22 protein-coding genes are annotated in these 26113 nt (G+C 38.6%); 14 read left to right on the top strand and 8 right to left on the bottom strand.

What is annotated here, in order from left to right:
• Positions 1-5: 5 nt before the first annotated feature.
• Positions 6-1454: a DUF1501 domain-containing protein gene (locus tag HUW51_RS20405; RefSeq protein ID WP_185271460.1), complete on the top strand. Its 1449-nt coding sequence runs from the start codon at positions 6-8 to the stop codon at positions 1452-1454.
• Between the two features lie 8 nt (positions 1455-1462).
• Here HUW51_RS20405 and HUW51_RS20410 read toward each other — a convergent pair whose 3' ends face one another.
• A complete protein-coding gene (locus tag HUW51_RS20410) occupies positions 1463-1948 on the bottom strand; it encodes a DUF6702 family protein (RefSeq protein WP_185271461.1) in 486 nt (161 codons plus the stop codon).
• 65 nt (positions 1949-2013) lie between these two features.
• On the opposite strand from HUW51_RS20410, the gene HUW51_RS20415 reads away from it, so the two are divergent.
• Entirely contained in the window at positions 2014-2601 is a 588-nt protein-coding gene (locus HUW51_RS20415) for a HupE/UreJ family protein (protein WP_185271462.1), read from the top strand.
• A gap of 16 nt (positions 2602-2617) precedes the next feature.
• On the top strand, positions 2618-4972 hold the full coding sequence (locus tag HUW51_RS20420) for a M1 family metallopeptidase (RefSeq protein WP_185271463.1): 2355 nt from the start codon (positions 2618-2620) through the stop codon (positions 4970-4972).
• A gap of 293 nt (positions 4973-5265) precedes the next feature.
• On the opposite strand, the gene HUW51_RS20430 is transcribed toward HUW51_RS20420, so the two are convergent.
• Positions 5266-5643 carry a dihydrofolate reductase family protein gene (locus HUW51_RS20430; protein WP_185271464.1) on the bottom strand — a complete coding sequence of 126 codons (378 nt, stop codon included), beginning with the start codon at positions 5641-5643 and terminating at the stop codon, positions 5266-5268.
• A gap of 298 nt (positions 5644-5941) precedes the next feature.
• Between HUW51_RS20430 and HUW51_RS20435 the strand changes: the two genes are divergently transcribed.
• From HUW51_RS20435 to HUW51_RS20450, 4 genes are all read left to right on the top strand, one after another.
• Positions 5942-6994, top strand: coding sequence for an NAD-dependent epimerase/dehydratase family protein (locus HUW51_RS20435; RefSeq protein ID WP_185271465.1), 1053 nt, complete (start codon positions 5942-5944; stop codon positions 6992-6994).
• A 61-nt stretch (positions 6995-7055) separates the two neighbouring features.
• Positions 7056-7823 (top strand): glycosyltransferase, encoded by a 768-nt coding sequence (locus tag HUW51_RS20440; RefSeq protein ID WP_185271466.1) that lies wholly within the window; start codon positions 7056-7058, stop codon positions 7821-7823.
• On the top strand, positions 7816-8517 hold the full coding sequence (locus HUW51_RS20445) for a lipid-A-disaccharide synthase N-terminal domain-containing protein (protein ID WP_185271467.1): 702 nt from the start codon (positions 7816-7818) through the stop codon (positions 8515-8517). The genes HUW51_RS20440 and HUW51_RS20445 overlap by 8 nt, the downstream gene beginning before the upstream one ends.
• A 48-nt stretch (positions 8518-8565) precedes the next feature.
• On the top strand, positions 8566-10218 hold the full coding sequence (locus HUW51_RS20450) for an ArnT family glycosyltransferase (protein WP_185271468.1): 1653 nt from the start codon (positions 8566-8568) through the stop codon (positions 10216-10218).
• 10 nt (positions 10219-10228) lie between these two features.
• Here HUW51_RS20450 and HUW51_RS20455 read toward each other — a convergent pair whose 3' ends face one another.
• The 3 genes from HUW51_RS20455 to HUW51_RS20465 form a co-directional block, all read right to left on the bottom strand.
• Positions 10229-11122 (bottom strand): AraC family transcriptional regulator, encoded by an 894-nt coding sequence (locus HUW51_RS20455; RefSeq protein WP_185271469.1) that lies wholly within the window; start codon positions 11120-11122, stop codon positions 10229-10231.
• A gap of 91 nt (positions 11123-11213) precedes the next feature.
• Positions 11214-11513 (bottom strand): hypothetical protein, encoded by a 300-nt coding sequence (locus tag HUW51_RS20460; RefSeq protein ID WP_185271470.1) that lies wholly within the window; start codon positions 11511-11513, stop codon positions 11214-11216.
• A gap of 386 nt (positions 11514-11899) precedes the next feature.
• The gene (locus tag HUW51_RS20465) at positions 11900-12682 is read right to left on the bottom strand and encodes a phosphatidylinositol-specific phospholipase C/glycerophosphodiester phosphodiesterase family protein (protein WP_185271471.1); all 783 of its coding nucleotides are present in this window, start codon (positions 12680-12682) and stop codon (positions 11900-11902) included.
• 382 nt (positions 12683-13064) lie between these two features.
• Between HUW51_RS20465 and HUW51_RS20470 the strand changes: the two genes are divergently transcribed.
• Positions 13065-14399 (top strand): sugar porter family MFS transporter, encoded by a 1335-nt coding sequence (locus HUW51_RS20470; protein WP_185271472.1) that lies wholly within the window; start codon positions 13065-13067, stop codon positions 14397-14399.
• Between the two features lie 33 nt (positions 14400-14432).
• Entirely contained in the window at positions 14433-15323 is an 891-nt protein-coding gene (locus HUW51_RS20475; RefSeq protein ID WP_185271473.1) for a carbohydrate kinase family protein, read from the top strand.
• Between the two features lie 166 nt (positions 15324-15489).
• Here the strand turns inward: HUW51_RS20475 and HUW51_RS20480 are convergent, their stop codons facing one another.
• From HUW51_RS20480 to HUW51_RS20490, 3 genes are all read right to left on the bottom strand, one after another.
• Positions 15490-16608: a fatty acid desaturase family protein gene (locus HUW51_RS20480; RefSeq protein ID WP_185271474.1), complete on the bottom strand. Its 1119-nt coding sequence runs from the start codon at positions 16606-16608 to the stop codon at positions 15490-15492.
• A gap of 591 nt (positions 16609-17199) precedes the next feature.
• Positions 17200-18348: a Gfo/Idh/MocA family protein gene (locus HUW51_RS20485; RefSeq protein WP_185271475.1), complete on the bottom strand. Its 1149-nt coding sequence runs from the start codon at positions 18346-18348 to the stop codon at positions 17200-17202.
• A 235-nt stretch (positions 18349-18583) separates the two neighbouring features.
• Entirely contained in the window at positions 18584-19597 is a 1014-nt protein-coding gene (locus HUW51_RS20490; RefSeq protein WP_185271476.1) for a hypothetical protein, read from the bottom strand.
• A gap of 745 nt (positions 19598-20342) precedes the next feature.
• Between HUW51_RS20490 and HUW51_RS20495 the strand changes: the two genes are divergently transcribed.
• Genes HUW51_RS20495 through HUW51_RS20515 form a run of 5 tightly spaced genes read left to right on the top strand, consistent with a single transcriptional unit; the run spans position 20343 to position 26112 of the window.
• Complete coding sequence (locus tag HUW51_RS20495) at positions 20343-21620, top strand: oligosaccharide flippase family protein (RefSeq protein ID WP_185271477.1); 1278 nt, start codon at positions 20343-20345, stop codon at positions 21618-21620.
• Between the two features lie 13 nt (positions 21621-21633).
• Positions 21634-22380, top strand: a complete 747-nt coding sequence (locus HUW51_RS20500) for a DUF268 domain-containing protein (RefSeq protein ID WP_185271478.1) — start codon at positions 21634-21636, stop codon at positions 22378-22380.
• 8 nt (positions 22381-22388) lie between these two features.
• Complete coding sequence (locus HUW51_RS20505) at positions 22389-23414, top strand: hypothetical protein (protein ID WP_185271479.1); 1026 nt, start codon at positions 22389-22391, stop codon at positions 23412-23414.
• Complete coding sequence (locus tag HUW51_RS20510; RefSeq protein ID WP_185271480.1) at positions 23411-24433, top strand: glycosyltransferase family 2 protein; 1023 nt, start codon at positions 23411-23413, stop codon at positions 24431-24433. The genes HUW51_RS20505 and HUW51_RS20510 overlap by 4 nt, the downstream gene beginning before the upstream one ends.
• A 44-nt stretch (positions 24434-24477) precedes the next feature.
• Positions 24478-26112 (top strand): T9SS type A sorting domain-containing protein, encoded by a 1635-nt coding sequence (locus HUW51_RS20515; protein WP_185271481.1) that lies wholly within the window; start codon positions 24478-24480, stop codon positions 26110-26112.
• Position 26113 lies beyond the last annotated feature (1 nt).

The following is a 26113-nucleotide window of genomic DNA, read 5'->3' on the forward strand; positions in this document are numbered from 1 at the left end:
CAGCTATGTGTCATCATCACCATCATCAGCAAGTTGCCAGCCAAATGAACCGGCGGGAATTTTTAACGCGTACCAGCTTGGCCGGTGTAGGATTGGCGGCTTTATCGTCGCTGTTGCCCCAAAGCGTTTTTGCCGACTCTAATCCCAAACCGGTACTACCCCATTTCGCGCCTAAGGTAAAACGGATTATATACTTGTTTCAAAGTGGCGGCCCGTCGCAGTTAGAGTTATTTGAATACAAACCCAAGTTGCAGGAGTTATTCGGACAAGAGTTACCGGCTTCTATCCGGGGCAATCAACGCCTCACCGGCATGACTTCTAACCAAAAATCTTTCCCGTTAGCAATGGGTAAATTTAAGTTTGCCCAGCACGGAAAAAGTCAAGCCTGGATGTCGGAGTTGCTGCCGCATACCAGCAAAATCGTGGATGAATTATGTTTTATTAAATCCATGCACACTGAGGCCATTAACCACGACCCGGCCGTAACGTTTATTCAAACAGGCAGTCAACAAGCTGGCCGCCCCAGTTTTGGTTCCTGGTTGAGTTATGGTTTGGGTAGCGAGAATCAAAATTTACCGGCTTTTGTGGTTTTGTTATCTAGGGCCCGGGAAGGAGACCAGCCGCTTTATGCTAAATTGTGGGGCAATGGCTTTTTACCTTCCGAACACCAGGGTGTGATTTTCCGATCCGGCGATAATCCGGTTTATTACCTGAACAATCCGGGCGGTATGGATAAACTAAGTCGCCGGCGTATGCTCGATCATTTGGCCCAACTGCACCAGGCTCAGGTAAAACACGTGCTCGACGAAGAAATAAACTCCCGCATTTCGCAGTACGAAATGGCCTACCGCATGCAAAGTTCCGTTCCAGCCACATTAGACATCAGCAAAGAGCCGGATTATATTTATAACATGTACGGTGAAGAATCGAAGAAGCCCGGTACTTTTGCTGCCAATTGTTTGCTGGCCCGCCGGTTGATCGAGAAAGATGTGCGTTTCGTGCAACTGTATCACCAGGGTTGGGACCAGCACGGCAACTTACCAAACGACATTAAGCTGATGGCTAAATCAGTAGATCAGGCTTCGGCAGCCCTGATTAAAGATTTAAAACAACGCGGCTTACTCGACGAAACTTTAGTAATTTGGGGCGGTGAATTTGGCCGCACCAATTATTCGCAGGGTAAATTAACGCCCGAAAACTACGGCCGCGACCATCACCCGCGCTGCTTTACTATTTTTATGGCTGGCGCTGGAATTAAAAAAGGTTTTTCTTACGGCGAAACCGACGAATTTGGCTACAACATCATCAAGAATCCGGTGCACGTGCACGATTTTCAGGCCACCGTTTTACACTTGCTGGGCATTGACCACGAACAGTTAATTTTTAAAAATCAAGGTCGCCGGTATCGCTTAACCGATGTGGCCGGCAAAGTGGTGAAAGATGTGCTGGCTTAAGTAAAAATTTAAAAATTAAAAGTATACCGGCTTTCCGGATTATCCAGTTTCGTACTTTGGCGTTTTTTGCCCACGGTTACGTGTACCATGTTTTGCTGTAAGGGGTGCGCATCAAACAAGATAGCGTCATCTATGTCCAGGCGTTTTAAAGGGGTGCTTTGCGGCGCTTCTAAATAACACCAGGCAGCTTCTTCTTCTATTTCAAACCCCAGGTATTTAAGCGGTACCACCTTGCCATTCACGCGCAGTTGTAAGTGTTCCTTTAAATAAGCAGCAATAAGCTCATTCACCTTCTGGGGATTTTCGGGTTTTAAAATATTTACTTTTACCTGGTACTTTTTTTCCAAAGCTTTTTCCAGATCATCAAAAAAAATCCGGCTGCTGATTTCTAAATTATTACTTTTTTCGTTTTGCCTGATTTCGGTTACGCTAACATAAAATGGGTGCAGCCAAGCGTTTACATTCAGGAACAATATAAAAATATAAGATAACATAAGTTTATAATCCGGTAATTTGGGGTATTCTCTTTAATTTAACGCCAAAATACAAAAAGAAATTCATGACAGATTTTCCATTGTACTTTCAGTTAGGTTGGGAACACATTCTGGATTGGCAAGGCTACGATCATATTTTATTTGTTTCGGCTCTGTGCGGCATTTACACCTGGCGCGATTGGCGTTCGGTGTTGGTTCTGGTTACCGCTTTCACGATTGGTCATTCCATTACTTTAGCGCTGAGCGTATTAAATTTTTTAAAAATTTCTTCTGATTGGATCGAATTTTTAATCCCGGTGACTATCGTTATCACGTGTTTAACGAATATTCTTCAAAAAAGAAAGTCTGCCAATTCCATGCGGGTGCCTTACTCTATGGCTATGCTGTTTGGCTTTATTCACGGCCTTGGTTTTTCCAACTACCTCAAAAGTCTGTTGGGGCGTAACTCCAATATTGTAGCGGAATTATTTAGTTTTAACCTCGGTTTAGAAGGGGGGCAGCTCATAATTGTGCTGGTTATTCTATTTTTATCTTTTATTTTTACACAAATTTTAAAAGCCCCGCAACGGGAATGGAATTTATTCTTGTCGTCGGCCATATTTGGCGTTGCTTTTATGATGGCCCTGGAGCGCCTGGCCAATCTTTTGAATTAATCTTTTAGATATTTTAATGAAAAATTGCTTTCTAACTCTTTTGTTTGTAGGTGGTTTAAGTGTTCCGGTATTTGCCCAGTTGCGAAACAATCCCGAATCAAACCACGGCAATAAATTTGAACAACTCGGTACAATCATCCAGGACCCCAATATGTACCGTTCGGCTTCTGGGGCGCCTGGGCCTCGTTACTGGCAACAGCGGGCCGACTACGACATCAACGTAGAACTCGACGATCAGAAACAACGCATTATTGGTTCCGAAACTGTTACGTATTACAACAATTCACCCGACCAACTTAGCTACATCTGGTTGCAACTCGACGAAAACGAGCACAACCCCAAGAGCGATAACCAAAAGTTTGATGAGAGCAGCATGAAGGAAAAAATGTCGATTGCCGACGTGAAAGCCATCATGGGCCATAATCAGGATTTAGGGGTTAAGATTGAAAAACTGACCGATGGCAGTGGCAAAGCCCTAAAGTATACCATTAACCAAACCATGCTGCGCATAGAACTGCCCAAAACCTTAAAACCCGGTGAACGATTCCGTTTTAAGGTAAACTGGAATTATAATATTTCGGATAGGATGACCATTGGCGGTCGCGGCGGTTACGAGTATTTTGCCGAAGACGGTAATTACCTGTATACCATTGCCCAGTGGTACCCGCGTTTAGCCGTTTATTCCGATTTTCAGGGTTGGCAAAACAAACAATTTACCGGCCGCGGCGAGTTTGCCTTAACCTTCGGTAACTATAAAGTAAATATTACCACACCCGCCGACCACGTAGTAGGAGCAACCGGCGAATGCCAGAACTACAGCAAAATGCTAACGCCAGCCCAATTAAAGCGCTGGAATCAAGCCAAAAACGCTACTGCACCGGTAGAGGTTGTTACCCTGGACGAGGTAAAAGACATGATGAAAACCAAGTCCACGAAAAAGAAAACCTGGACTTATGTGGCTACCAATGTACGGGATTTTGCCTTTGTTTCATCTCGGCGGATTGTGTGGGATGCCATGGGCACCAACGTAGAAGGCAAAAAAGTTATGGCCATGTCGTACTACGGTCCGGAGGCTTATCCTTTATATAACCGCTATTCCACTAAAGTAGTAGCGCATACTTTAAAATCTTACTCGAAGCACAGCATTGCGTATCCATATCCGGTTGCTATTTCGGTGGAAGCAGCTAATGGCATGGAGTATCCGATGATTTGCTTTAACTACGGCCGCGCCGAAAAAGATGGTACTTATTCCGAAGCCACCAAATACGGCATGATCGGCGTTATTATTCACGAAGTAGGGCACAACTTTTTCCCGATGATTGTGAACTCCGACGAGCGCCAATGGACCTGGATGGACGAAGGTTTAAATACTTTTTTACAATATTTAGCCGAGCAGGAGTGGGACAATAAATACCCCTCGCAACGCGGACCAGCTCACAAAATTGTGGACTACATGCGCTTGCCTAAGGACCAACTGGAACCCATTATGACCAACTCCGAGAACATCGTACGGTTTGGGCCTAATGCCTATGCTAAACCGGCTACTGCTTTAAATATTCTGCGGGAAACGGTAATGGGCCGGGAGTTATTCGACTACGCCTTTAAACAATACGCCCGCCGGTGGGCCTTTAAACACCCAACACCCGCCGACTTTTTTAGGACGATGGAAGATGCCTCGGCCGTAGATTTAGATTGGTTCTGGCGCGGTTGGTTCTTCGGTATTGATCCGGTTGATATTGCTATTGGCAGTGTAAAATACTACCGCATGGATACCAAAAATCCAGAAGTTGAAAACCTGGAAGCCAAAGCAGAACGGGAACGTATGGAGTATAACATTGGCCGGGAACGTAACCGCCGGGCAGGAACCAAGTTTGCCGTGGAGCAAGACACCGCCTTACAGGATTTTTACAACAAGTGGGACCGTTTTGCGGTAACTCCGGCTTCCCGCACAGCCTTTAACGAATTTTATGCCGGTTTAACGCCCGAAGAAAAAGCTTTATACGACAGCAAAACCAATTTTTACGAAGTAGAATTTTTAAACGTGGGTGGTTTAGTTGCTCCTTTGATTTTAGAATGGACTTACGTAGATGGCACCAAAGAAACCGAACGTATTTCGGCGTACATCTGGCGGAAGAACGAGAATAAAATTACCAAGGTGTTTGCCAAAGCCAAAGAAGTAAAAAGCTTGAAGCTCGATCCATATCGCGAAACGGCCGACATCGAAGAAAACAATAACTCCTGGCCAACGGAATACACACCATCTAAGTTTGAGTTATTTAAACAAAGAACTGCACCTCGGGGATCCTCCACTGGGCCAAACCCGATGCAAATAAACCGGCAGGCACCAAACGCCAGCGAAGCCAAACAATAAAATTTAAAATTTTTAAAAATTAAACTCCCTCCCGGATTGGTTACTCCAGGAGGGAGTTTTTGTTTATAGCCTGGCTGCAATAATGCATTCAGCTAACCAAGAGTCATGCCTCTAAAAATTTTAAAAATTTGAGGTTTAGTTTGCGGGTTGCTTATGTAAGTACAACATAACTATTCCGTTCGGGTAAGCCTTAGATTTTTCTAAAACTAAATTTTCCTGTTTCTGCACCTTCGGGAATAAAGAAATGCCTTCGCCGAAAACTAAAGGAATAAATGCCAGAATGTACGTATCAATTAATCCGCATCGTGCAGCAAGGTATTAATCGCTCCGCCGCCAACCAGCCATATATCTTTGCCGTCTTGCGTCAGCAGCTCGCGCACAAAACTTACCGGGTCCTGGGTGATTAACTCGGCTTCCGGAATAACTGGTTTATAGGCATCACGGGTAAATACAAAGGTATTTTTATCCGGATAAGGCCTTTCGCCAAAACCAGCGCATACCTCGTAGGTTTTATACCCCATAAGCAAGGTATCTATTGTTTCCAGAAATTCCTGGTACCCATAATCTTCTCCTTCATCTACTCCAGGCAGCCAATCAATAGCACCATCCGGGCGGGCAATTTTATTATCTAAGCTTGTTGCAATGTACAGTTTTACTTTTCGCTTTTCCATGTTAGTTTTATCTAAATAGGCGTTTAAAAAGAACAATATGAACTTAGCTTAAAATTTAAAAAATAACTGGTTTACTTCGGGCAATCTAATCCGTAATTTCGCTTTTCCAGGTTTGGCATGGGCAAGATAAATCCGGCTTTTTATCTGATTATAATTTTTAAATGAATAAATTACCTTTTTAAATTATACAGGTTTAACTAGCAAAGCAATATAAAGCTGGTAAACACCTTTATAAAAGTAGAATTTTAAAAATTTCTTATTCTAGCCGTTCGGTTTGGATTAGCGGAGAATTGATAGCATGAACGCTCCACAGCGCATATTAGTAACAGGTAGTGCCGGTTTTATTGGTCATCACCTGGTAATGGCCTTAGTTAAAATGCCCTACGAAATTTATGGATTAGACTCCCTCAATCATTATTATGATCCGGAGTTAAAATCGGGGCGTTTACAACTACAAGGGATTGAGGTTGACGACACGAGGGCCGGTAACCTGGTTAAAAGCAAATACCACGAAAACCTATTTTTTACCAGGCTCGATTTAACCGATACCGCCGCCCTTACCCAACTTTTCACCGAACAGGCTTTTGATATGGTTATCAATCTGGCGGCGCAGGCGGGCGTGCGCCACAGCATGAAAGAACCGCAATCGTATGTAGCCAGCAATTTAGTGGGGTTCGCCAATTTGCTCGAATGCTGCCGGAATTTTAAAATAAAACACTTTTTATTCGCGTCTTCCAGCTCGGTTTACGGCAACAATGCGAATATTCCGTTCACAACCGCACACCCCACCGATACGCCGGTTTCATTTTATGCGGCAACCAAAAAAGCCAACGAAGTAATGGCGCATAGCTACGCCCATTTGTATAAAATACCTACTACCGGCTTGCGGTTTTTTACAGTATACGGTCCTTGGGGGCGGCCCGATATGGCTTACTTTTCTTTCACCAAAGCTATATTGGAAGAAACGCCCATTAAAATTTACAATCATGGCAACATGCTCCGCGACTTTACCTACGTTGATGATGTCGTGGAAAGTATCACGCGCCTGATTACCCTGCCGCCCAAAATTAGCGCTGCCCCGGCCGTGCCTTTTAAATTGTTAAATGTAGGCAACAGTAAACCCGAACACTTGCTGGAGTTAGTAAGTTTACTCGAAAAACTACTCGATAAAAAAGCCAAATTAGATTTACAGCCCATGCCGCCCGGCGATGTGCCGGTTACCTACGCCGATGTACAGGAACTGGAACTTCTAACGCAGTACCGGCCCACCACCACTTTAGAAGTTGGTCTTTCTCAGTTTGTTTTCTGGTATAAACATTATTACCAAAACAAATATTTACCCGTACGGTAAGAAAAAATTAATACGTACCTTTACCGATCTTAAATACCCGCAGTGTTGAATTTAGTTTTTTATGACCTTTATTCCTTCTAATACGCAAGAGCCCTCTTTAACGGTTATTGTTCCGGTTTATAACGAAGAAGAATGCCTGGTGCGGTTTTGCGATGCCATGGACCCATTTCTGGAGCAATCGCCGATGCCAACGCAGGTGCTTTTTGTGAACGATGGCTCCCGGGATAATAGTTTGCGGGAAATTAAGCATATCTGCAATACCAAATCTGCCTACAGCTATATTTCGCTGGATAAAAATTATGGCTTAAGCACTGCCTTTAAAGCCGGCATTGATTATGCCAAAACCACTTACATTGGTTACATCGATTCGGATTTACAGACTTCGCCGCTGGATTTTTTACTTTATTTCCCTTATTTACCCGAATACCAGATGGTAAACGGCATCCGCCAAAAGCGTAAAGATACTTTCGTTAAAAAAATCTCGTCGAAAATTGCGAATAGTTTCCGGCGACGCATGATTCAGGATGGCATTGCTGACACGGGTTGTCCGTTGAAAATTATGGATGCGGCTTACGCCAAGCGCGTACCTTTTTTTACGGGCATGCACCGCTTTTTGCCCGCTTTGTTTCAATTACAGGGCGCCAAAGTAAAACAAATCCCGGTTCAGCACTTTGAGCGTTTGGCGGGTTATTCTAAATACCATTTATTTAACCGGCTCTGGGGGCCACTGCAAGATACTTTTGCCTTCCGGTGGATGCGGAAACGGTACATTCGCTACCAGATAGCTGAACAAATGCCCAAGACAACCCTGCAACCGCAACATGACTAAAACCAACTACCTTATCTTTGGCATTGGTTTGCTGGCGCAGTTGTTATTTTCGGCGCGATTATTAGTGCAATGGGTACAATCTGAAAAAGCCGGGAAGGTATTGTCGCCGGGTTCGTTCTGGACTACCAGCATCCTGGCTTCGGTTCTGTTGATGTTGTACGGCGCCCTGCGCAACGATGTAGTTATCATTGGCGGACAGGTTATTTCGTATTTTATTTACCTCCGCAATTTAAAATTAAAAAATCTCTGGCAAGATATCCCATTTGTTATCCGGTGGTTAGCCATTCTTTTTCCGTTTATTAGTTTTGCCTGGCTGCTTTTTTACGATAATCATACCTGGTCTAACTTAATGGAGCACAGTAAAATCTCCGGAGTTTTAATTGCCTGGGGAGGCCTGGGGCAGGTTATTTTTACTTTACGGTTTGTTTACCAGTGGTATTACTCCGAAAAAAAGAATCAGTCCGTTATCCCGAATGGCTTTTGGCTAATCAGTTTGGTAGGCAGCTTAATGATTATGTCGTATGCCGTTTTCCGGCTAGATCCCATTCTTTTTATTGGGCAGATATTTGGGGTAGTGGCTTACGTACGGAATTTTATAATTGGCTCCCGAGAACCAACCAAAGAGATAAACCTGTCTGATGTTTCAACTGCTGAAACGATCGCGAAAAAAACTTCTGTTCGGGTACCAAAATAATTTTTACTTGGCCAGTGGTATGGCACTTTTTTATTAACTTTTCACTAAATGCCCCAGGTATTAAATTCACCTTATTCTTTACTGCACAAAACTTCGGTACAGGTATTATTAATTTTGGTAGTGCTCTACGCTACTTTTTTTCAGAACCTGCAAGCCCTGGAACCATCGTTAATGGAAGCCCGCAATTTTATTACCGTGCGGGAAATCATGGAAAATGGCACCTGGCTGATACCTACTTTAAACGGGGAACCCCGTTTAGCTAAACCACCTTTACCCACCTGGCTTACAGCTATTTCGGTTTTAGTAGATGGCGATTTGTACAACTTAGCGGCACTGCGGTTTCCGGCTGCTTGTATCTCGGCGTTGCTGGTAATCTTTTTATATTTATTTACCCGTATGCTCACCAACGACCGCATTATTCCTTTTCTGGCGAGTTTAATTTTAGCTACTTCGTTTTCGTTTTTTAACATTGGCCGGCAAGGCACCTGGGATATTTACTGCCACTCGTTTATGATGGGAGGGTTATGGTTGCTTATGGCTGGTTTAAAAAAAGAACGGAACAGTATTGGTTTATTTGCTGGTAGCGGATTTTTAATGGGATTATCTTTTTTAAGTAAAGGTCCCGTATCATTTTACGCTTTGTTATTGCCCTTTTTAATTAGTTATGCCTGGGCTTACGGCTCTAAAGTGTTTAGGAAACAAGGTTCTGGTATTTTAATTACGGTAATTGTTTGTTTAGTGGTAAGCTTTGCCTGGCCCATTTACGTGTACTTCCAGGAGCCGGCCCGCATGGCCACCAATATTTCCAATGAGAGTACCGCTTGGGTAAACCGGCACGTAAAGCCTTTCTGGTTTTATATTAGTTTTCCGTGGCAAGTGGGTATTTGGGCCATTTTTGCAGTAGCTGCTTTAGCTATTCCGTATGCCCAACGCCGGATAAGTTCTTTTGGCAATTACCGTTTTTTGAGCGGCTGGGTAATTAGCTGTTTTATCTTACTTTCTTTAATTCCCGAAAAAAAAGAAAGGTACCTACTGCCTTTATTAATGCCTCTGGCTTTACTTACGGCGTATTACCTGCGGTATTTGTGGGAAGCATTTCAGAATAAAACCACTACCAAACCTGATCGCATTTTATTTCGGATTAACGCAATCGTTTATATCATTCTTTGTATTGGTATACCGGTGCTGCTTTACTTTTTTGCCTTTAAAAACCAATTAATAGCACCCGCATTTTTAATTTTCTTTAGCGCCTTGTTTCTGATGCTGGCGTTTTGCTTTGCGGTAATCTGGTATCAGCAAAATTTTAAAAAATTTGTAATCGCAGCGGTGGTGTTACATGTGGCAGCGCTTTACGTGTTAATGCCGCGTTTCGGCGACATGGTTCGGCCATTAAAAAAATTTTATGGTTTAAACCAGGTAAGGCAACAAGTAAAATTAAAATCAATTCCGTTTTATGTGGTGCAGGAAATGTCGCCGGAGCATATTTGGGAAGTGGGTAAAAAAGTAAATGCCTTAGCATGGGATCAGCAGCACGTCGAAAATCCTGAAACTTTGCCGGCTGCATTGTTCTCTAAATTCGCCTTACAAGCCACGCATTTACCCAATACTACTGTTCACTTAAAAGAAATTGGCCGTTATCAGTACGACCGCAGGCATCCGGAGCAAGTATATTATCTGTATTTATTAACTCCCAATAAATAGATAAAACCACTTAGCCGGCCATGCTATTTAGGGCAGGAGTTTCGGATTTCGCTTTTTCGGCTAACTTGCTGCGGAACTCCCCAGGTGTTACCCCGTAATATTTTTTAAATAATTTATTTAAATGGCTGCCATCCGTAAAACCAAACTCGTAGGTAATTTGCGAAATGCTCCGGTTGCTGAATTGTAACCGATGCTGAATCATTTTTAACTTATATTTTAAAATATACTGTTGCAGCGACTCGCCGGTTTGCCGTTTAAAAAATATACTTAAGTAAGCCGGCGAATAATTAAACTTTTCTACTAACTGGTCAACGCGCAATAAATCAGGTTGTTGAATATTCTGGCTGATATACGAGAGAATTTCTTCAATGAGCTGAGCACTTTTGGGATCTTTGGTGGCAATGCCTTTTTCCTGCACCACATTACGGGCTAAAATCCCCAGAATAGCTTTCATTAAACCATTCATAATCAACTCATAGGAACTATCCAGGTTTCGTTCGTATTCCTGCAACAATACCGTAAGTAAATGTTCGAGCAGTTCTTTTTCTTGGGCATCCGAAACCAGGCTGCCGCAGGATTGGTACGGGGCGTTTAATAATAATTGAATGGGGCGCGACCAGTTAGAACCGGCAAACGAAACTGGGTCCTGTACAAAAGCTTCGGTAAAGCGCAAATAGCAAAAAGTAGTTTTTTCTTCAATTTCAAAATAATGGTAATCTTCCGGACCCAGCAGAAAAACATCGCCGGACGCATAGTCAAAGGTATTGCCGTTAATAAAATGCTGACCTGTACCGCTCCGGATAAAAATAATCTCGAAGTAGCTGTGCTTATGCACCGGATGCTGCCACGTTTCGGCTGTAAAAAGATAAATATTAAATGGTTCGTATTGAATGTAGCGCTTCATAGGGGTAGCTACGGTAAATAGTAATCGGGATAATTATTGCTGAAATTTAAAAATAATATTTACGGGCAAATTAAGTATAACCCGAACTGGTTTAATGATGTTCTTTTAAATAATGAAGAAGCTGATCGATGTCTTGCAAGGCTTGTTGTTGCGATAAAATAAAATTGTCTTGTAAATGAGCTTCGTTTTTGATGGCTGCCACCGATAAGTATTTTTCCGGGTTGCGGGTAAGCGTAGTAAACGGGCTAAAATTTTGTAGCTGATCTTCAAGGGGCGTGAGCAATTGCAGCGCATCTTCAATTAAACTACGAAGTACTAATATATTGCCCCGACTGTACCGTAAAAAATTAATCTGAAATTTTATTCTCTCCATTTCGGCGCCCTTATCCATAGAAACAGCATTTTTAGTCGATAGAAGCATTGATGCCCTTTGACTAAATTAAAATTATTTTAAAAATTTTTGCTCTGAGTATATCCCACACTGCTTTTTAAATTTAACGCAGAGGGGAGAGGTTTCTTAAAGTTAAGGGTATTTTCGGATTACTCGCATTATTTTTTGAATAAGGCCGTGTTTTCGTAAACTCTTCTATAAATTTAAAAATAGGCCGGAAGTAAATACCGGAGCCAGTAAAGAAGCAGGATTACAGGTTTTATAATTACCGGCAACGTAAACTTGGCTTAGGGTACCGCTCAACAATGTTAAGACTTTTACTATTTTCAGTGGGTGGTTACTCGGGTATTGGGGCCGATAAATAGAATGGCCCGGCGAAGCAGATTTTAATTTGCTGGGCGGTAATTTTTTAAAAAAGTGGTTAACTCCGTAACAGCATCGGTACCAATAAAATCCACGCCCTGGTTCATGAGGGTTTTCCAGGAATCTTCGTTATCCGGCGTAGCCCAAAAACGCATTTTTTGATTTTGGTGGTGCACGCTGTCAATAAGCTGCTTAATTTTGGTAAGTTCGGCCGCTTCAATTTTGCCTTTACCGTTCCAGCGCGAGTATTTCCGAAAATTAGCACTCACCAGCGATACTCGTTTGGCTTGTTCCGGATTGTAAACCTGCCCCGGCAGACCATCAAAATGAATAAACCCTGGAAACGTAGCCCAGGTTGATGGATCGGGCTTATCGCCGCTAATAACAATTTGAATGGTGCGGTTATTTTTGATTTCGGGATATTTTTCCAGCTTTCGCACCAGAACGGGCAAAGTAGAAGCCCCGGGCGTTTTTAAATCTATTAATATTTGTAATACAGCTTGCGCATTAGGGTAGGCTGTTCCGTTATTTTTTTGGATTTGCTGCTGCAAAGGTTTTAAATACAGTGCATCCAGGGTCCGTTCTGGGGCAATTTCTTTTAGCTCGTGGGCAACGTATAATTCGTTATTTTTTAAAAAAACATCTGCCTCAATAGAGCCTACTTTGTGCTGGTAAGCATTATGAAAAGGAACAGGTTGCTGGTAATCGTTATGCGAATGCACGTTGGCTGAGGTATAGCGTGCCTGGCCCTGTGCTATTTGCCCAAAAAGTAAGAGAAACAAAGTAATGCCACTGAGTTTTTTCATCGGAATTGGGTGCTTTGTTAGTAATGCTTGCCTAGTTGCAAGTAACTAAAAGCAAACCCTATCTGCTACTTTTATTTTAATGAAGTTTCTGTTATTAATTTTGCCTGCCCTAATAGTTCTTAAATTAAAATGCTTAAACAGCGCGGTTTAAAAAATTTCGAATTACCATTTAAATCCCATAAATTCCTGCTAACAATGGCGGGCTATTACAGCAACCGGTAATTTGCTTTTTTTAGCCAAATGTAAAATACGGCTGGTGTCTTTATTTTTAAATTTTTAATTTTTCTGGCTTTACTTGTAAATACAATCAGGTAATAGCTAAAGCCAGAAATAATTTTTCTATCCCTAAAGTGCGTTCCCTAATTTTAACATACATCTTAAAATGTCAAACAAAAAGGTTTTTTTCTGGTCAATTATAGTGGCTTTGGGTGGCTTCTTATTTGGCTTTGATACCGCAGTAATTTCGGGGGCCGAAAAATCTATTCAGCAACTCTGGCAGTTAACTACCTTCGAACATGGTTTTACGGTTGCCATTGCTTTAATCGGTACTGTTTTGGGGGCACTTGTAGGCGGCTTTCCGTCGGATAAATTTGGCCGCAAGGTTACCTTATTGGGGATTGCCGTTTTGTATCTGCTTTCATCGTTAGGTACGGCCCTGGCGCCTAACTGGATCATTTTTTTAATTTTTAGATTTTTAGGCGGCATTGGCGTAGGAGTATCGTCGGTTACTGCTCCTTTGTACATTTCAGAAATAGCGCCGGCTAAGTCCCGAGGTAAACTGGTGGCCATGTTTCAGTTTAATGTGGTGTTTGGCATTTTAGTGTCTTATTTATCTAATTACTTATTCGCCGGCACCGGCGAGCAAGATTGGCGCTGGATGCTGGGCATCCAGGCGGTGCCTTCCTTTATATTTTTGGTAGCGGTATTGTTTGTGCCGGAGAGTCCGCGGTGGCTAATTTTAAAAAGAAACCGTTTAGCCGAAGCCCAAAAAACCTTACGCACCGCCAACCCCGAAGCCGACATTAGCCAAATGATTGCGGAGATACAAGCTTCCGGGCAAAATGCATCAAGTCAGGTCAGCAAAACCAGTTTGTTTTCCGGAGCTTATGCCACGCCTATTTCTTTGGCCGTGTTGTTTGCCTTTTTTAATCAAATGTCGGGTATTAACGCCATTATTTATTACGCGCCCCGCATCTTCGAAATGGTAGGTTTAGGCAAAAGTTCTGCTTTACTTTCTTCAGCGGGTATCGGGTTAGTAAACTTTTTGTTTACATTATTAGCCGTAAATTTCATTGACCGGTTTGGCCGTCGCACCCTGATGTTTATTGGTTCTGTAGGTTTAATAATAACTTTAGGCTTAGTAGCAAAAGCTTTTTATTTAGAAGAGTTTAGCGGCATAGCTGTACCTATTTACCTGTTTGTGTATATTGCTTTTTTTGCTTTTTCGCAGGGGGCTGTTATTTGGGTATTTATTTCCGAAATTTTTCCGAACCAGGTTCGCGCCTCGGGTCAGGCTTTAGGTAGCTTTACGCATTGGATTATGGCCGCTCTTATTGCTTTTTCTTTTCCGTATATTACCGAAACTCTAGGCGGCGGCAATACTTTCCTGATTTTTACCGGCATGATGATCCTGCAATTGCTGTTTGTTTGGCGCCTGATGCCCGAAACCAAGGGAACTTCGCTGGAAGAAATCGGGCACACCGTGGTAATGCATTAATTGGCAACTTTCTACTTAAATACTCAGGATATCATGAATCATAAAATTATCTGTTTCGGGGAAACCTTATGGGATATGTTACCCAGTGGCAAATTACCCGGAGGAGCGCCCATGAATGTTGCCATTCATCTAAAATACAATAACTACGAGCCTCTGGTTATTAGCAGCGTAGGAATCGATGATTTAGGCGCAGCTTTATTGCAATTTTTAAAATCAAAGCAAGTGAGTACCGCTTACGTGCAGGTAAGCCAAACGCATTTAACCGGAGTAGTAAAAGTTAACGTCGATAACCGGAATGAAGTAACTTATGAAATAGTAGAACCCGTTGCCTGGGATTACATCCAATACGAGCCAAAAGCCGCCGGGCTCGTAAAAGATTCAGACGTTTTTGTGTACGGAAGTTTGGCCGCTCGTAGCGCTACCACCCGCGAAACCTTGTTGCACTACTTGCCGCTAGCCAAATTAAAAGTATTTGACGTAAACCTGCGTCCGCCACACTTTACCCCGGAACGTATCCAGGTGCTGTTACAATTTGCCGATGTGCTAAAGCTCAATCATCAGGAGTTACAAATATTATCATCATGGGTACAAGTTACTGGTAATGAGCAACAAAAATTATCTTATCTTCAAAAGAACTTTAACATCCCATTGCTCATCTTAACCCGCGGCGAAAATGGAGCGGCCGTTTTATCTTCGGAAGAATACCTGGAACATCCGGGGTTTAAAATAGAAGTAGAAGATACTATTGGCAGCGGCGATGCTTTTTTAGCTACCTTCCTGAGTAATTACCTGCAAGCCCAACCTTTGGCTGTTTGCTTACGCCAAGCTTGTTTAATTGGCGCTTATGTAGCCACTTGTCAGGGCGCTACGCCGCAGTATACTCCGCAAGAAGTGGTAAAATCCTTTGCTGGTAGTATTATTTAAATTTTAATGCAGAATAGTTTATTTACCGTTATGGTTCGGCTTACAAACCAAAGTATACAGCAAAGGGATTTGTAAAGGCAAAAGCCCAGATAAAAACCCTTTATGTAGAATAAAGAGGTTTTTATTTAGGCTAAATTTAAAATTTTAGATCAAACCAACTTATGCATTAAGCGGCCACCCGGATTAATGAATTTTGTTCTTTATAGGCTGTTTGGCCAAATTTCTTTAGCATGCGGTAATGCGATTGCAAGGCAGCAAAAAAAGTAGGGCTTTCGATGTAGGGAATATTAAACTCTAAAGCTGTTTGTTTTACAATTTTGGCAATTACCGGATAATGAATGTGGCACACCTTCGGGAATAAATGATGCTCAATTTGCCGGTTAAGGCCTCCTAAGAAAAAGCCCGCTAATTTACTATTAGTAGCAAAATTAGCTGTGGTGCGCATCTGGTGATCTGCCCAGGCTTCTTCTATATTGCCTTGTTCGTTGGGTACCGGAAAATCAGTACCCTCTACCACGTGCGCTAATTGAAATACTAAACCCATGGTAAGGCCTTCCGCCAGGTGCATGCCTACAAAGCCAATCACAAACTGCCACCACGTAATATCAATCAGCAATAAGGGCAAAGCGATAAATAAGAAGTAATAAATGGCTTTATAAAAAAACAAATTAAAATATTCCCGTTTCGGATGATTTACGGTAGGATGTTCACCAATCTTTTTTTGAAAAAACTTAACAAAATCTTTCCGGAAAACCCACGACAGGGACGCTAAGCTGTACAGTCCAAAAGCATATAAATGCTGAAAACGTTGAATTTTAAAAACTTTTTCTTCTTCCGAAATCCGGATAAGGCCAGGTGCCACCTCAATATCTTCGTCGTGGCCCGGAATATTGGTGTAGGTATGATGCACTACATTATGCGAAATATTCCAGATGTAAGGGCTGGCGCCAATCAAATTAAATAAAAAGCTAAATACTTTATTTACTTTAGTATTAGAAGAAAAAGAGCCGTGAATAGCATCGTGGCAAATGTTAAAACCTATAAAAGCACTAAACACCCCAAGCAAGATAGCTAAGGAAAACATGGGCCAGATAGAAAAATAGTTAGAAATTATAAGCAAGTAAAGCCCCAGAAATCCGGTGAGGTAAAAAATAGTTTTTCCCCACATGGCCATATTAGCGTGCCTGGAAGTAGCGTTTTCCTGAAAATGCTTTTCGACCCGTAGCCGGGTGGTAGCAAAAAAAGTGGATTTATGGGTATTGGTAAACTTGATTTTTGATGACATAAATAATAGTTGCGTTGTAAAGTAAAAGGGTAATCATAGAAAGAATTACAATACTGCAACTTATAAAGCGGGCGGAGGCGGAGTTAAACTGCCAGGCACTTTTTAATCTGAAATAAGTATAAGACTTTTTATAGTGGAGCAAACTTAAAAGCTTAACTCATTACGAAAGTGGTGTTGGAATTTACAGTTTAGAGTTAGAAAGTGAATAAAATTTAAGTGTAAGGATAAGTTATAGTAACAAGGATACAGAAGTATTAATTCATTTAATTACGTATTAATACGGTTCCATTGCTAGAACGTAAAAAATGCCGCTTTATGATAAAGAAGGTAGCTAAAGTTTAATTAAATTTTTTACGTTATAACTAACTTAAAATTATTAGGGCTAACTGTGAAGCTGTTAAACCTTTATAAAACAAGAGGCAACCTTGCCTTTGGGGGTGTCTGCATTACCAAAACGGGATAGCTCCATAAATAACTACTTGCTACTAGTTGGTACCTTTAATAACTCGATTTTAGAATGCTAAACCGCTTCTACATAAAAAAGGCCTATTCCGACTAGCAGAATATGCCTTTTTTAAATTTTTTATATTTTTAAACCTGTACCCAAGCTTGTTTTTTGTTGCTTTCAATAATTTTATCGCATAAAACCAGTTCGCGTAAGCCATCGGCAAAGGTAGGATAGCTTGGCTCAGCGGGTTGTTTGCCCTCGCGTACGGCGGCATATACTTCTTTAAATAATTGCTTAGAAGTATCCGGGAAACCTTCGTTATGACCACCTGGGAAAGATATTAAAGCGGCACTTTCGCGGTGAACCAAGGCCGGATCGCGCATTAACACTTCATTGGCACTATCACGTTTTCCGATCCATAAGCTGTTTGGTGATTCTGAAACCCAGGATACCGTTTGGTTTGATCCGGAAATTTCCAGGGCCAAGCGGTTTTTACGTCCTGCCGAAACCTGACTTACCGTTACTACGCCTTTGCTGCCATCGTTAAACCGGATCATAACGGTAGCATAATCTTCGGTATTGATGGGCACCTCCTGGTAATCTTCGGGCTGCAACATTTTGCCGGAATACGTCTCGATAGGTTTGGTTGGCTTTTTCCGGTTAGGGTGTACCGTAGCAAAATCAGCCATAACGGCCGTAATCTCTAAGCCGGTAATGTATTCGATTAAGTCTATTAAGTGCGAGCCAATATCCGCAATAGCCCGCGATTCGCCGGATTTATCTGGTTCCAGCCGCCAGTTATAATCGGTGGCATAAAAAAGCCAATCCTGCAAATAAGAACCAATTACCGAGTGCACATTGCCTAATTCGCCTTTTACCCGCATTGCCCGCATGTGGCGGATTAATGGGTAATAACGCAGGTTAAAGTGAATTGCATTTACTAAACCTGTTTTAGCGGCTAGTTCCACTAGTTCTTCGGCTTCGGCTACGGTGTTGGCCAAAGGCTTTTCGCAAACCACGTGCTTACCGGCCAACAAAGCAGCTTTTGCCATTGGATAATGCAGAAAGTTAGGCGTACAGATGTGCACCACTTCAATTTCCGGGTCAGCCAGCATTTTGTCGAAGTCGCCGTACGATTTTTCAATGCCTAAGCTATCGGCCTTGGAGCGGGCATATTCTTCGCTAAAATCGTTAATAGCAATTACTTCTATATCCGGTTGGCGGCGGAGCGCTTCGATGTGGGCAGGGCCAATAAAGCCTAAACCTGCTACACCTACTTTAATTTTTTTCATAATTTAGAATAAAGGATTGGTACGAACCTTCAAATATATTCTTTTCCTCTGATTGCAAACAATAAATTTTAAGTTTAAAAGTAGAAATGCGGTTTGGCTTTAGAAAAATTGTAATAGCCGTAATAGCGAGCTATATTTTTCTAAAAAATTGAAAAATATTTAAAAATCCGTCTGAAGCCTAAAGCTTACTTTCCATTAAATAAGCAAAGCAGTATGTAAATTATAGATTATGAGATTAATCCTCTACCACAGTGCGCAGCCTTCTTAAACCATCTCGAAGAATAAGGTAAAACACGTATAAGAAACCAACTAAAAGTCCGGCAATAGCACCTTTAATTGCTTGTTTTTCAATAGTGCCGCTGGCAGGTTTACCGAAAGTAATAAACCGATCAATAATCTCGATTTCAGAATTTATATATAAAAGCCGGTCTATTTGCAATTGTTGGTCATAAATCCGGAAATCCTCGCGGTAAACATTTATTGGATCAGATTCTTTGTCATTTAAAGTGACGTTGGTTCCTTCTTTTCCGGATCCTCGGGTAATATAACTTAGTGCCATGTATCTTTTTAAGGTATCTAAGTTTTGGGATTCCCGAGCTAATTTGGCCCTGCGGTTAAGTAAGTTTTTTCTTTCGATGGCAATACGTTTATTAACAAACTTGTTGTTTTTAATATAGTTAACAAGTGTAGTATCTAAACCCACCAACGTGGTAGTATCATACACTTGCACTTTAATCTGAAAAGTAGAGTCGCTGTGGTTTAAGATAAGTGAATCTAGCCGGCGCTGACTTCCCTCGTTATTCTTATAAAGGTCAATCAGCATTTTCATGTTGGGCGAAATCATTTTATCCACTTCAATTTTACGAAGGGTTTTAGCTTTTTCGGGGCTTATTTTTAATAGGTTAGCCAATACCCGGTAATTGCCTTCACCGCATAACCGATCCAGGTTCTGAATGGAGTTACCTAAAAACTCACCCCGGTAATAGGCTGAATTTAAAGTCATCCGGGATTCGTAATAAGGCTTTACATAAAAGTAATAACCTATTCCTGACAAAGCCCCCAATACAATTAAGGCAAGAATTATTTTATATTTAGCAAAAGTTATATCAATAGTTAAAAAGAAGAACCTCAGTAAATTTTTAAAAAAATTACTTATAGCCTTACCTACGGCTACGAATAGTTTACCGAGGTCAATTTCTTCTTCACTGGAATCCGGACTTTTAGATTTAGTATTCTCTGGATGATTCATTAGGAAAATAAATGAAATACGAATTTATAGTTTTTTCCGCCTGAAAACATAGGATTTTAAAAATCCTTAGGAAATTACTTAATTTTACACTTTTACGATGGCAAAATACAGTTGATAGTTTAAGCTGTTGCAAACTAAACCTTATTTGATTTCAAGGTATAAGCGACGAACTAATTAAAGAGCAAAAGATTATTGTTTAAAACAGCTAAATTATTAAGTATTAGATTTTAAAGGAGATTTAATATTTATAATTTGTTATATAATGAAACAAACATATTTTAATAGCTTAAGTGCTTTATTATTAAATTTTTAAAAAATCCATAATGTATAGTAGCTTTGCAGCTTACACTCAAAAATAACCTGCAACTAATTTAACTAAAAAACTCAGGCTAAATTTAAAGTAATTAGTTTAAAATGTTATAGCTAGAGTATAGGTAATAATTTTATAAAATAATAGTATAATATAACCTTTTACCTAATACTTCAAGAGTTGTCAAATAAATTAATTTTTTTAATAATAAAGTCACCAGAATATTTACATGAGCTTAGTGGAAAGCACACAAAAACACTGGCATCTTTAAAGTAATTTAATAGTTAGTAACAGGCAAATATCGAAGCAAAGAGTTCTAAAAAAGTTATAGCTATAAAACAGATTTTAAGTTAATAAATAATTTGAATACTAGTTCGAATTTAAAATTTATAAAAATGATTTTTCAATAGAAAAGTCTAATTCATCTTAATTTTAATGATTGATTTAATAAAGAAGTATATAAAAAGTGAAGTTATAAAAAACTTTTTTGTATACTCATTTGGTGCAATTTTTTTAAAAGGAGTTACTTTTTTTTTAATACCCATATACACTAAAATATTAAAACCAGAAGAATTTGGCCAACTAGAATTAATTAACACAGTAATTAGTATCCTGAGTATTATCTATGGGTTTGGTTTAACACAACTCGTTTTTATTAAATATTTTAAATTAAATAAAGAAGAAAAAAAGACTTTTTTAACTAAAATTAATTTAATCTATATAGGATTAGCTGTGCCTTTATTTGCATTAACTGCCATCTTTTTGTTAAATAATAATATTTTTTCTTTACCTAATAATTCGTTTAGCATTATAACGTTAATTTTATTATCAGCATTTTTAACGTTTTTTCAACTTAATTTTTTTTCAATTTCACAATTAGAAAAAAAGGCCGTATTTCTCACTAATTTTAAATTACTTTCCGGAATACTGGTACTTGTCCTTAATGTCATATTAGTCTACTACTATCGGTTGGGTATATCAGGAATATTATTTTCAAACTTTGCAGTACTACTATTAACGGCTTTATTTATTATAACCAAAAATAAAGAATATTTTAGCTTTGCCAGTATAAACAAAATTCAGAAAAAGGAGGTAGCTGATCTTCTAAAAATGGGCATTCCTTTTATTCTCTCTTCGCTTTCGTCCTGGTTAATGATTGCAGCAGATCGTTGGTTGATTGCTTATTTTCTACAACCTTCAAGCGTAGGTATTTATTCTGTTGCCTTTAAGTTCGCAATAGTGTTTGAGCCTCTTTTGATTGCTCCAATATTGAGTGTTTATAATCCTTATATCTTTGAAAAATTTAAAAGAAACAACCTAAATCAAAATTCTTTAAAATTAATAGTTGGTGTAATTTGTATATTTTTCTTACTAAGTATTATAAGCTATTTAGGGGCAAACTTAATGATAGATGAAAGTTTTAGTGAATCCTTATCCCTTATTCCTATATTAGTACTCGGGTTTGCCTTTAGTTTATTAGCTCAGGTTTTTGCTGCCCTAATGATATATCAAAATAAATCTAAGTTACTGGTTCAAAATGTGTTAATTTCATCGTTAATTAATATTTTTATCAATTGCATTTTTATTAAATATTTTGGATTGTTTGGTGTTGCTACTGCTTTTTTACTAAGTAATTTTACCTGGTTTCTGCTTACGTTTTTTCAAAATTATAAATTAAAACAGAAGTTAAAACTTGCTGCTGTTTACCACTAATTTTTAACCTAAAATGAGAGATTTAGTTTTACGTTGCGCTAATATAGCATTTATTAAACGAGCGCCTGCGTTCTGGAATGAGTTTAAATTGTTTCGCAAGAAAACTGAATTACTAGCGGATAACCGTTTTGAAATAAGTGCCAGTAATATTTATCCTTGTATGAACGACCGGACAGTTGCTACTGATTTTGACCGGCATTACATCCTACATCCGGCCTGGGCAGCCAGAATTATTAAAGAAACAAACCCGGAGTTTCATATTGATATATCTTCCAGTTTGAGTTTTTGTACCATGCTTTCTGCTTTTATACCTGTTAAATTTTATGATTACAGGCCAGCCCATTTAAACTTATCTAATTTAGATTCACAACATGGCGATTTACATAATCTGCCGTTTGCTGATAACAGCGTAAGCTCTTTATCTTGTATGCATGTAATTGAGCATATTGGCTTGGGAAGATATGGTGAACCCATTGATCCGCAGGGAGATTTAAAAGCAATTAATGAACTTAAACGCGTTTTAAAGAAAGATGGAACATTATTGTTTGTAACACCAGTTGGTAAGCCCAAAATCATGTTTAATGCCCATCGTATTTACTCTTTCTCGCAAATACAGAGTTATTTTAAAGAATTAGAATTAGTTGGTTTTTCGCTAGTACCTGATGATCCGAAAGTTGCCGGATTAATAACAAATGCTACCCAAGAAATGTCAGATAAGCAAGAATATGGCTGCGGTTGCTTTTGGTTTAAAAAGAAGTAAACTCATCTATGAAAGCATCTATTCTTCGTATTTTAAATAAAATTTTAAAAGAAACACATCTTCAGGTAAGAGGTCGTCAGCAAATAGCTGCCGAAAACAAATACATTTCCTTTTTAGAAAGTTTAGTTTTAAATTCTAATCCAGAGCACTTTCAACATAATTTAGAAGAACCTTTATCAGTAGAGTTAATTATCTTTTCCAAAGATAGGGCGATGCAATTGTATGCTTTATTAGAAAGTATAATTTACAATTTTTCAGAACCAATTAAAACTCATATTTTATATAGATCATCTTCTGATCAACAAGAAAAAAGCTATCAAGAAGTAAGAAAATGCGTAGCTGGCCATAATTTTAATTTTGTAAAAGAACAAAGTTTCCGGCAAGATTTAATACAGTTAATTCAAAATATTAAATCCACAAAAATCTTTTTCCTGGTAGATGACATCGTATTTACTGAGCCTTTAAATATTAGGGATTTTGTAAGTATTAATACAAACCAGTATGTAGCTTCCCTAAGGTTAGGCAAACATTTAAACTTCTGTTACACGTTGCAAAAAGAACAACCATTACCTTTGTTCTTTCAAGAAAAAGAAGCGGGGATTGCAGACGATAAGATTTACTGGAACTGGGATGAAGGTACTTTGGATTGGCATTATCCCCTTTCGGTAGATGGACATTTATTTTCAACATTTGAAATCAAAAGTATGCTCCCGTTAATGAATTTTAAAGCGCCAAATTCTTTGGAAGAAGAAATGCAAACATTTGCTCCCTTGTATTTAAAAAGAAAAGGTGTTGCGTACTGGAAAGCTAAAATTTTAAATATTCCATGCAATAAAGTTCAAGAAGAAAATAATAATATTTCGGCGGAAGAAGACGTAGCGTATTTTCTTAAAAAGTGGAATGAAGGTTATCAGATTGATTTTTTAAAATTGCAACATTTTGTTAATACCAGTGTTCACCAGTACGTTGCTTTAGAATATGTAGAAAGAAAGCAGGATAAAGTAAATATTATTAATTCCAAAATAGATAGATGAATACAGTTAAAGTAACAGTTTTAATGGCTGTTTATAATGGAGAGGCTTACATTCATCAATCTGTTAGCAGTGTACTACAGCAAACTTTTAAAAATTTTGAATTACTAATAATTAACGACGGTTCAACTGATGATAGTATCAAAATTGTGGAGAGCTTTAATGATCCCCGAATACGAATTATACATAATGAAAAAAATTTAGGTTTAGTTTCTACCAGGAATAAAGGCTTACGGGAAGCCAGAGGAGAATACATAGCTATTTTAGATTGTGATGATTTAGCTTTAAAAGCCAGACTTAAAATCCAAGTAGATTTTCTGGATAGTCACCCTGATTGCGGGTTAGTTAGTTCGAATATAATTATAATTGACTCAAACAATAATCAAGTTAAAACTATAAAGTATACAGGTTCTTCAGAATATATTAAAGCACAACTTTTTTTTAATAACTATATTGCCCAATCCTCGGTAATGATCAGAAAAAAAGCTCTAAAGGGCATCATTTATCGTGATGAGTTCCCGCCTGCAGAAGATTATGATTTGTGGGTCCGGTTAGCTGAAATAGCTAAGTTTAAGATTATTCAACAAAACTTAACTTATTACAGAGTGCATGATTCTAATATTTCAATTACTAAGGCTAAAGTAGCAGATGAGGCAGTAAAAAAAATATTGTTATACCAATTACGCGAACTAGGAATTACACCAACCGAAAAAGAGTTTGACCTTCATATAAAGGTGGCTGGTTTTAAAGTAGAAAGAAGTTTAGAATTTATTGAGCATAGCAAAAATTGGCTAATTAAAATATACGAAGCTAATTTAAGAAATAATAAATTTCCTATTACTGCTTTTCACAAAGTAATACTTGAACGTTATATGGTAATTTGCGGAAATTCTGGTACAGGTTTAAAAGGGTTTTTTAAATTTTTAAATTTTCCTTTATTTAGATTAGCCAACATTGGCTATAAAGATCTAGGTAAAATACTTCTAAAAAGTTTGATTAAGTATCAAACTAAAACCATGTAAAATTTTTAGATTGTATATTAATGTTTATCAAATTAACTCGGTTTATGAAGTTACATTTGTTATTCATATGGTTTATTCAAATTAGTTTACCATTGGCCGCTCAATGGAAGCAAGAAGAATTTGTTATTGGTACATACTTGGATCCATCATTATCTTCGGATAAAGATCATGTAAAAGATTCTTTATCTTTTTTATTAGCCAAGAATGCCCATTTTAATTTATTAACAGGATATAGAGATGATCGGTATCAAACAGTAGATAGAAGCGAACAGGAAACTATGTATCAATTAGATTTGGCGCATAAATTAGGATTGAAAATGATTGTTGCTGACGATCGTTTTTTTCATTTAAAGCCTTTTAATCCATTAGCCGCGGATCTAGTAAAAAAATTTTATTTAAATTTAAGTCCAACGCAAAGGAGTGCATTGTATGGATATCGACTAATTGATGAACCGCAAATATCTGATTCTTTATTTGTTAAACCTTGGGTAAAATATTTTAATAATATTGACCCGGTTAAAATGTCTTATGTTAATCTATTGCCTGGCTATGCATTTACAAAAAGTAAAGATTATGATAAGTATTTAAGAACTTATTTGGCTGATTCTGCCGGGCTATCTTCTAATATTCAAGTTGCTTCATACGATTTTTATCCTTTTTTAAGTAAATCAATCCGTTTAGGATATTTTCAGAATATTGAGCAAATTAGAAAATATGCCAATGACCGGCCTTTTTGGTTTTACACAAATACTTCAAAGCATTTAGATTATTTAGAGCCTGAAGAAAAACATTTAAAATTTATGTCTTTTTGTCCTTTAGCTTATGGGGCTAAAGGCATTCTGCATTTTTCTTATGAAACGGTGCCCGCCTTAGATGAATTTAAATATTCGGATGCTCTTGTTGATCGAAATGGTAAGCCTACTAAAAAGTATTTCATTGTAAAAAATATTAACAGTTTTTTAAAAGACATTGTAGGACCTATTACTATGAATAGTGAGTATTTGGGAACCTTCCATTTAACTAATCAAGATAAATATGATAAATACCCGAATTATCAAGTATTAAATCCAAGAACGCCAATTATTTCCCATGTATCTAACGATAATGTTTTATTAGGAATTTTCAAAGACAAAAAGAATAGCAACAAATTCTATATTTATTTAGTAAACAAATCCCTTGAATCAATAAATAATGTAGATGTTTATATCAAAGCTAGTAATTTAGTAGATATTTATAAGTACAGTTCAATCAATCATGGAGAAGGAACTAGTGGTAAAACCGGAATTTATTTTACTCATGTAAATAGCATGAATAAATATGTTACAAACATAGATAAAATAGAAGGAGGGGGAATGGTAGTTTTAGAAACAAATTTTAATTTTTCATCCCAGTTAAACCGCAATAATTTAGTTAATATAAATACAGCAGGTTTTTATTGTATTCCTAATCCTATAAAAGACCAGGCTATTGTTAAATATTCGTTGGATCAGCCAGGTGATATAACTTTAAAAGTTATTAACGCAGTAGGCAAAGAAGTTAAATTGTTAGTTCAAGGTAAAAAGGAGGCTGCAGGAGATTATTATACTAATCTGGATTTATCATTTTTTTCTCCAGGTATTTATACCTGTATATTACTAACTAATAATAAAGTTAAAGCCTTAAAAATACTCAAAGTTTGAT

The sequence above is a fragment of the Adhaeribacter swui genome, assembly GCF_014217805.1.
GTDB lineage: Bacteria > Bacteroidota > Bacteroidia > Cytophagales > Hymenobacteraceae > Adhaeribacter > Adhaeribacter swui.

Excerpts from the sequence above, each read along its gene's own strand:
- HUW51_RS20405 (WP_185271460.1), top strand. The coding sequence starts at position 6 with ATGTGTCATCATCACCATCATCAGCAAGTTGCCAGCCAAATGAACCGG.
- HUW51_RS20410 (WP_185271461.1), bottom strand. The coding sequence starts at position 1,948 with ATGTTATCTTATATTTTTATATTGTTCCTGAATGTAAACGCTTGGCTG.
- HUW51_RS20415 (WP_185271462.1), top strand. The coding sequence starts at position 2,014 with ATGACAGATTTTCCATTGTACTTTCAGTTAGGTTGGGAACACATTCTG.
- HUW51_RS20420 (WP_185271463.1), top strand. The coding sequence starts at position 2,618 with ATGAAAAATTGCTTTCTAACTCTTTTGTTTGTAGGTGGTTTAAGTGTT.
- HUW51_RS20430 (WP_185271464.1), bottom strand. The coding sequence starts at position 5,643 with ATGGAAAAGCGAAAAGTAAAACTGTACATTGCAACAAGCTTAGATAAT.
- HUW51_RS20435 (WP_185271465.1), top strand. The coding sequence starts at position 5,942 with ATGAACGCTCCACAGCGCATATTAGTAACAGGTAGTGCCGGTTTTATT.
- HUW51_RS20440 (WP_185271466.1), top strand. The coding sequence starts at position 7,056 with ATGACCTTTATTCCTTCTAATACGCAAGAGCCCTCTTTAACGGTTATT.
- HUW51_RS20445 (WP_185271467.1), top strand. The coding sequence starts at position 7,816 with ATGACTAAAACCAACTACCTTATCTTTGGCATTGGTTTGCTGGCGCAG.
- HUW51_RS20450 (WP_185271468.1), top strand. The coding sequence starts at position 8,566 with ATGCCCCAGGTATTAAATTCACCTTATTCTTTACTGCACAAAACTTCG.
- HUW51_RS20455 (WP_185271469.1), bottom strand. The coding sequence starts at position 11,122 with ATGAAGCGCTACATTCAATACGAACCATTTAATATTTATCTTTTTACA.
- HUW51_RS20460 (WP_185271470.1), bottom strand. The coding sequence starts at position 11,513 with ATGGATAAGGGCGCCGAAATGGAGAGAATAAAATTTCAGATTAATTTT.
- HUW51_RS20465 (WP_185271471.1), bottom strand. The coding sequence starts at position 12,682 with ATGAAAAAACTCAGTGGCATTACTTTGTTTCTCTTACTTTTTGGGCAA.
- HUW51_RS20470 (WP_185271472.1), top strand. The coding sequence starts at position 13,065 with ATGTCAAACAAAAAGGTTTTTTTCTGGTCAATTATAGTGGCTTTGGGT.
- HUW51_RS20475 (WP_185271473.1), top strand. The coding sequence starts at position 14,433 with ATGAATCATAAAATTATCTGTTTCGGGGAAACCTTATGGGATATGTTA.
- HUW51_RS20480 (WP_185271474.1), bottom strand. The coding sequence starts at position 16,608 with ATGTCATCAAAAATCAAGTTTACCAATACCCATAAATCCACTTTTTTT.
- HUW51_RS20485 (WP_185271475.1), bottom strand. The coding sequence starts at position 18,348 with ATGAAAAAAATTAAAGTAGGTGTAGCAGGTTTAGGCTTTATTGGCCCT.
- HUW51_RS20490 (WP_185271476.1), bottom strand. The coding sequence starts at position 19,597 with ATGAATCATCCAGAGAATACTAAATCTAAAAGTCCGGATTCCAGTGAA.
- HUW51_RS20495 (WP_185271477.1), top strand. The coding sequence starts at position 20,343 with ATGATTGATTTAATAAAGAAGTATATAAAAAGTGAAGTTATAAAAAAC.
- HUW51_RS20500 (WP_185271478.1), top strand. The coding sequence starts at position 21,634 with ATGAGAGATTTAGTTTTACGTTGCGCTAATATAGCATTTATTAAACGA.
- HUW51_RS20505 (WP_185271479.1), top strand. The coding sequence starts at position 22,389 with ATGAAAGCATCTATTCTTCGTATTTTAAATAAAATTTTAAAAGAAACA.
- HUW51_RS20510 (WP_185271480.1), top strand. The coding sequence starts at position 23,411 with ATGAATACAGTTAAAGTAACAGTTTTAATGGCTGTTTATAATGGAGAG.
- HUW51_RS20515 (WP_185271481.1), top strand. The coding sequence starts at position 24,478 with ATGAAGTTACATTTGTTATTCATATGGTTTATTCAAATTAGTTTACCA.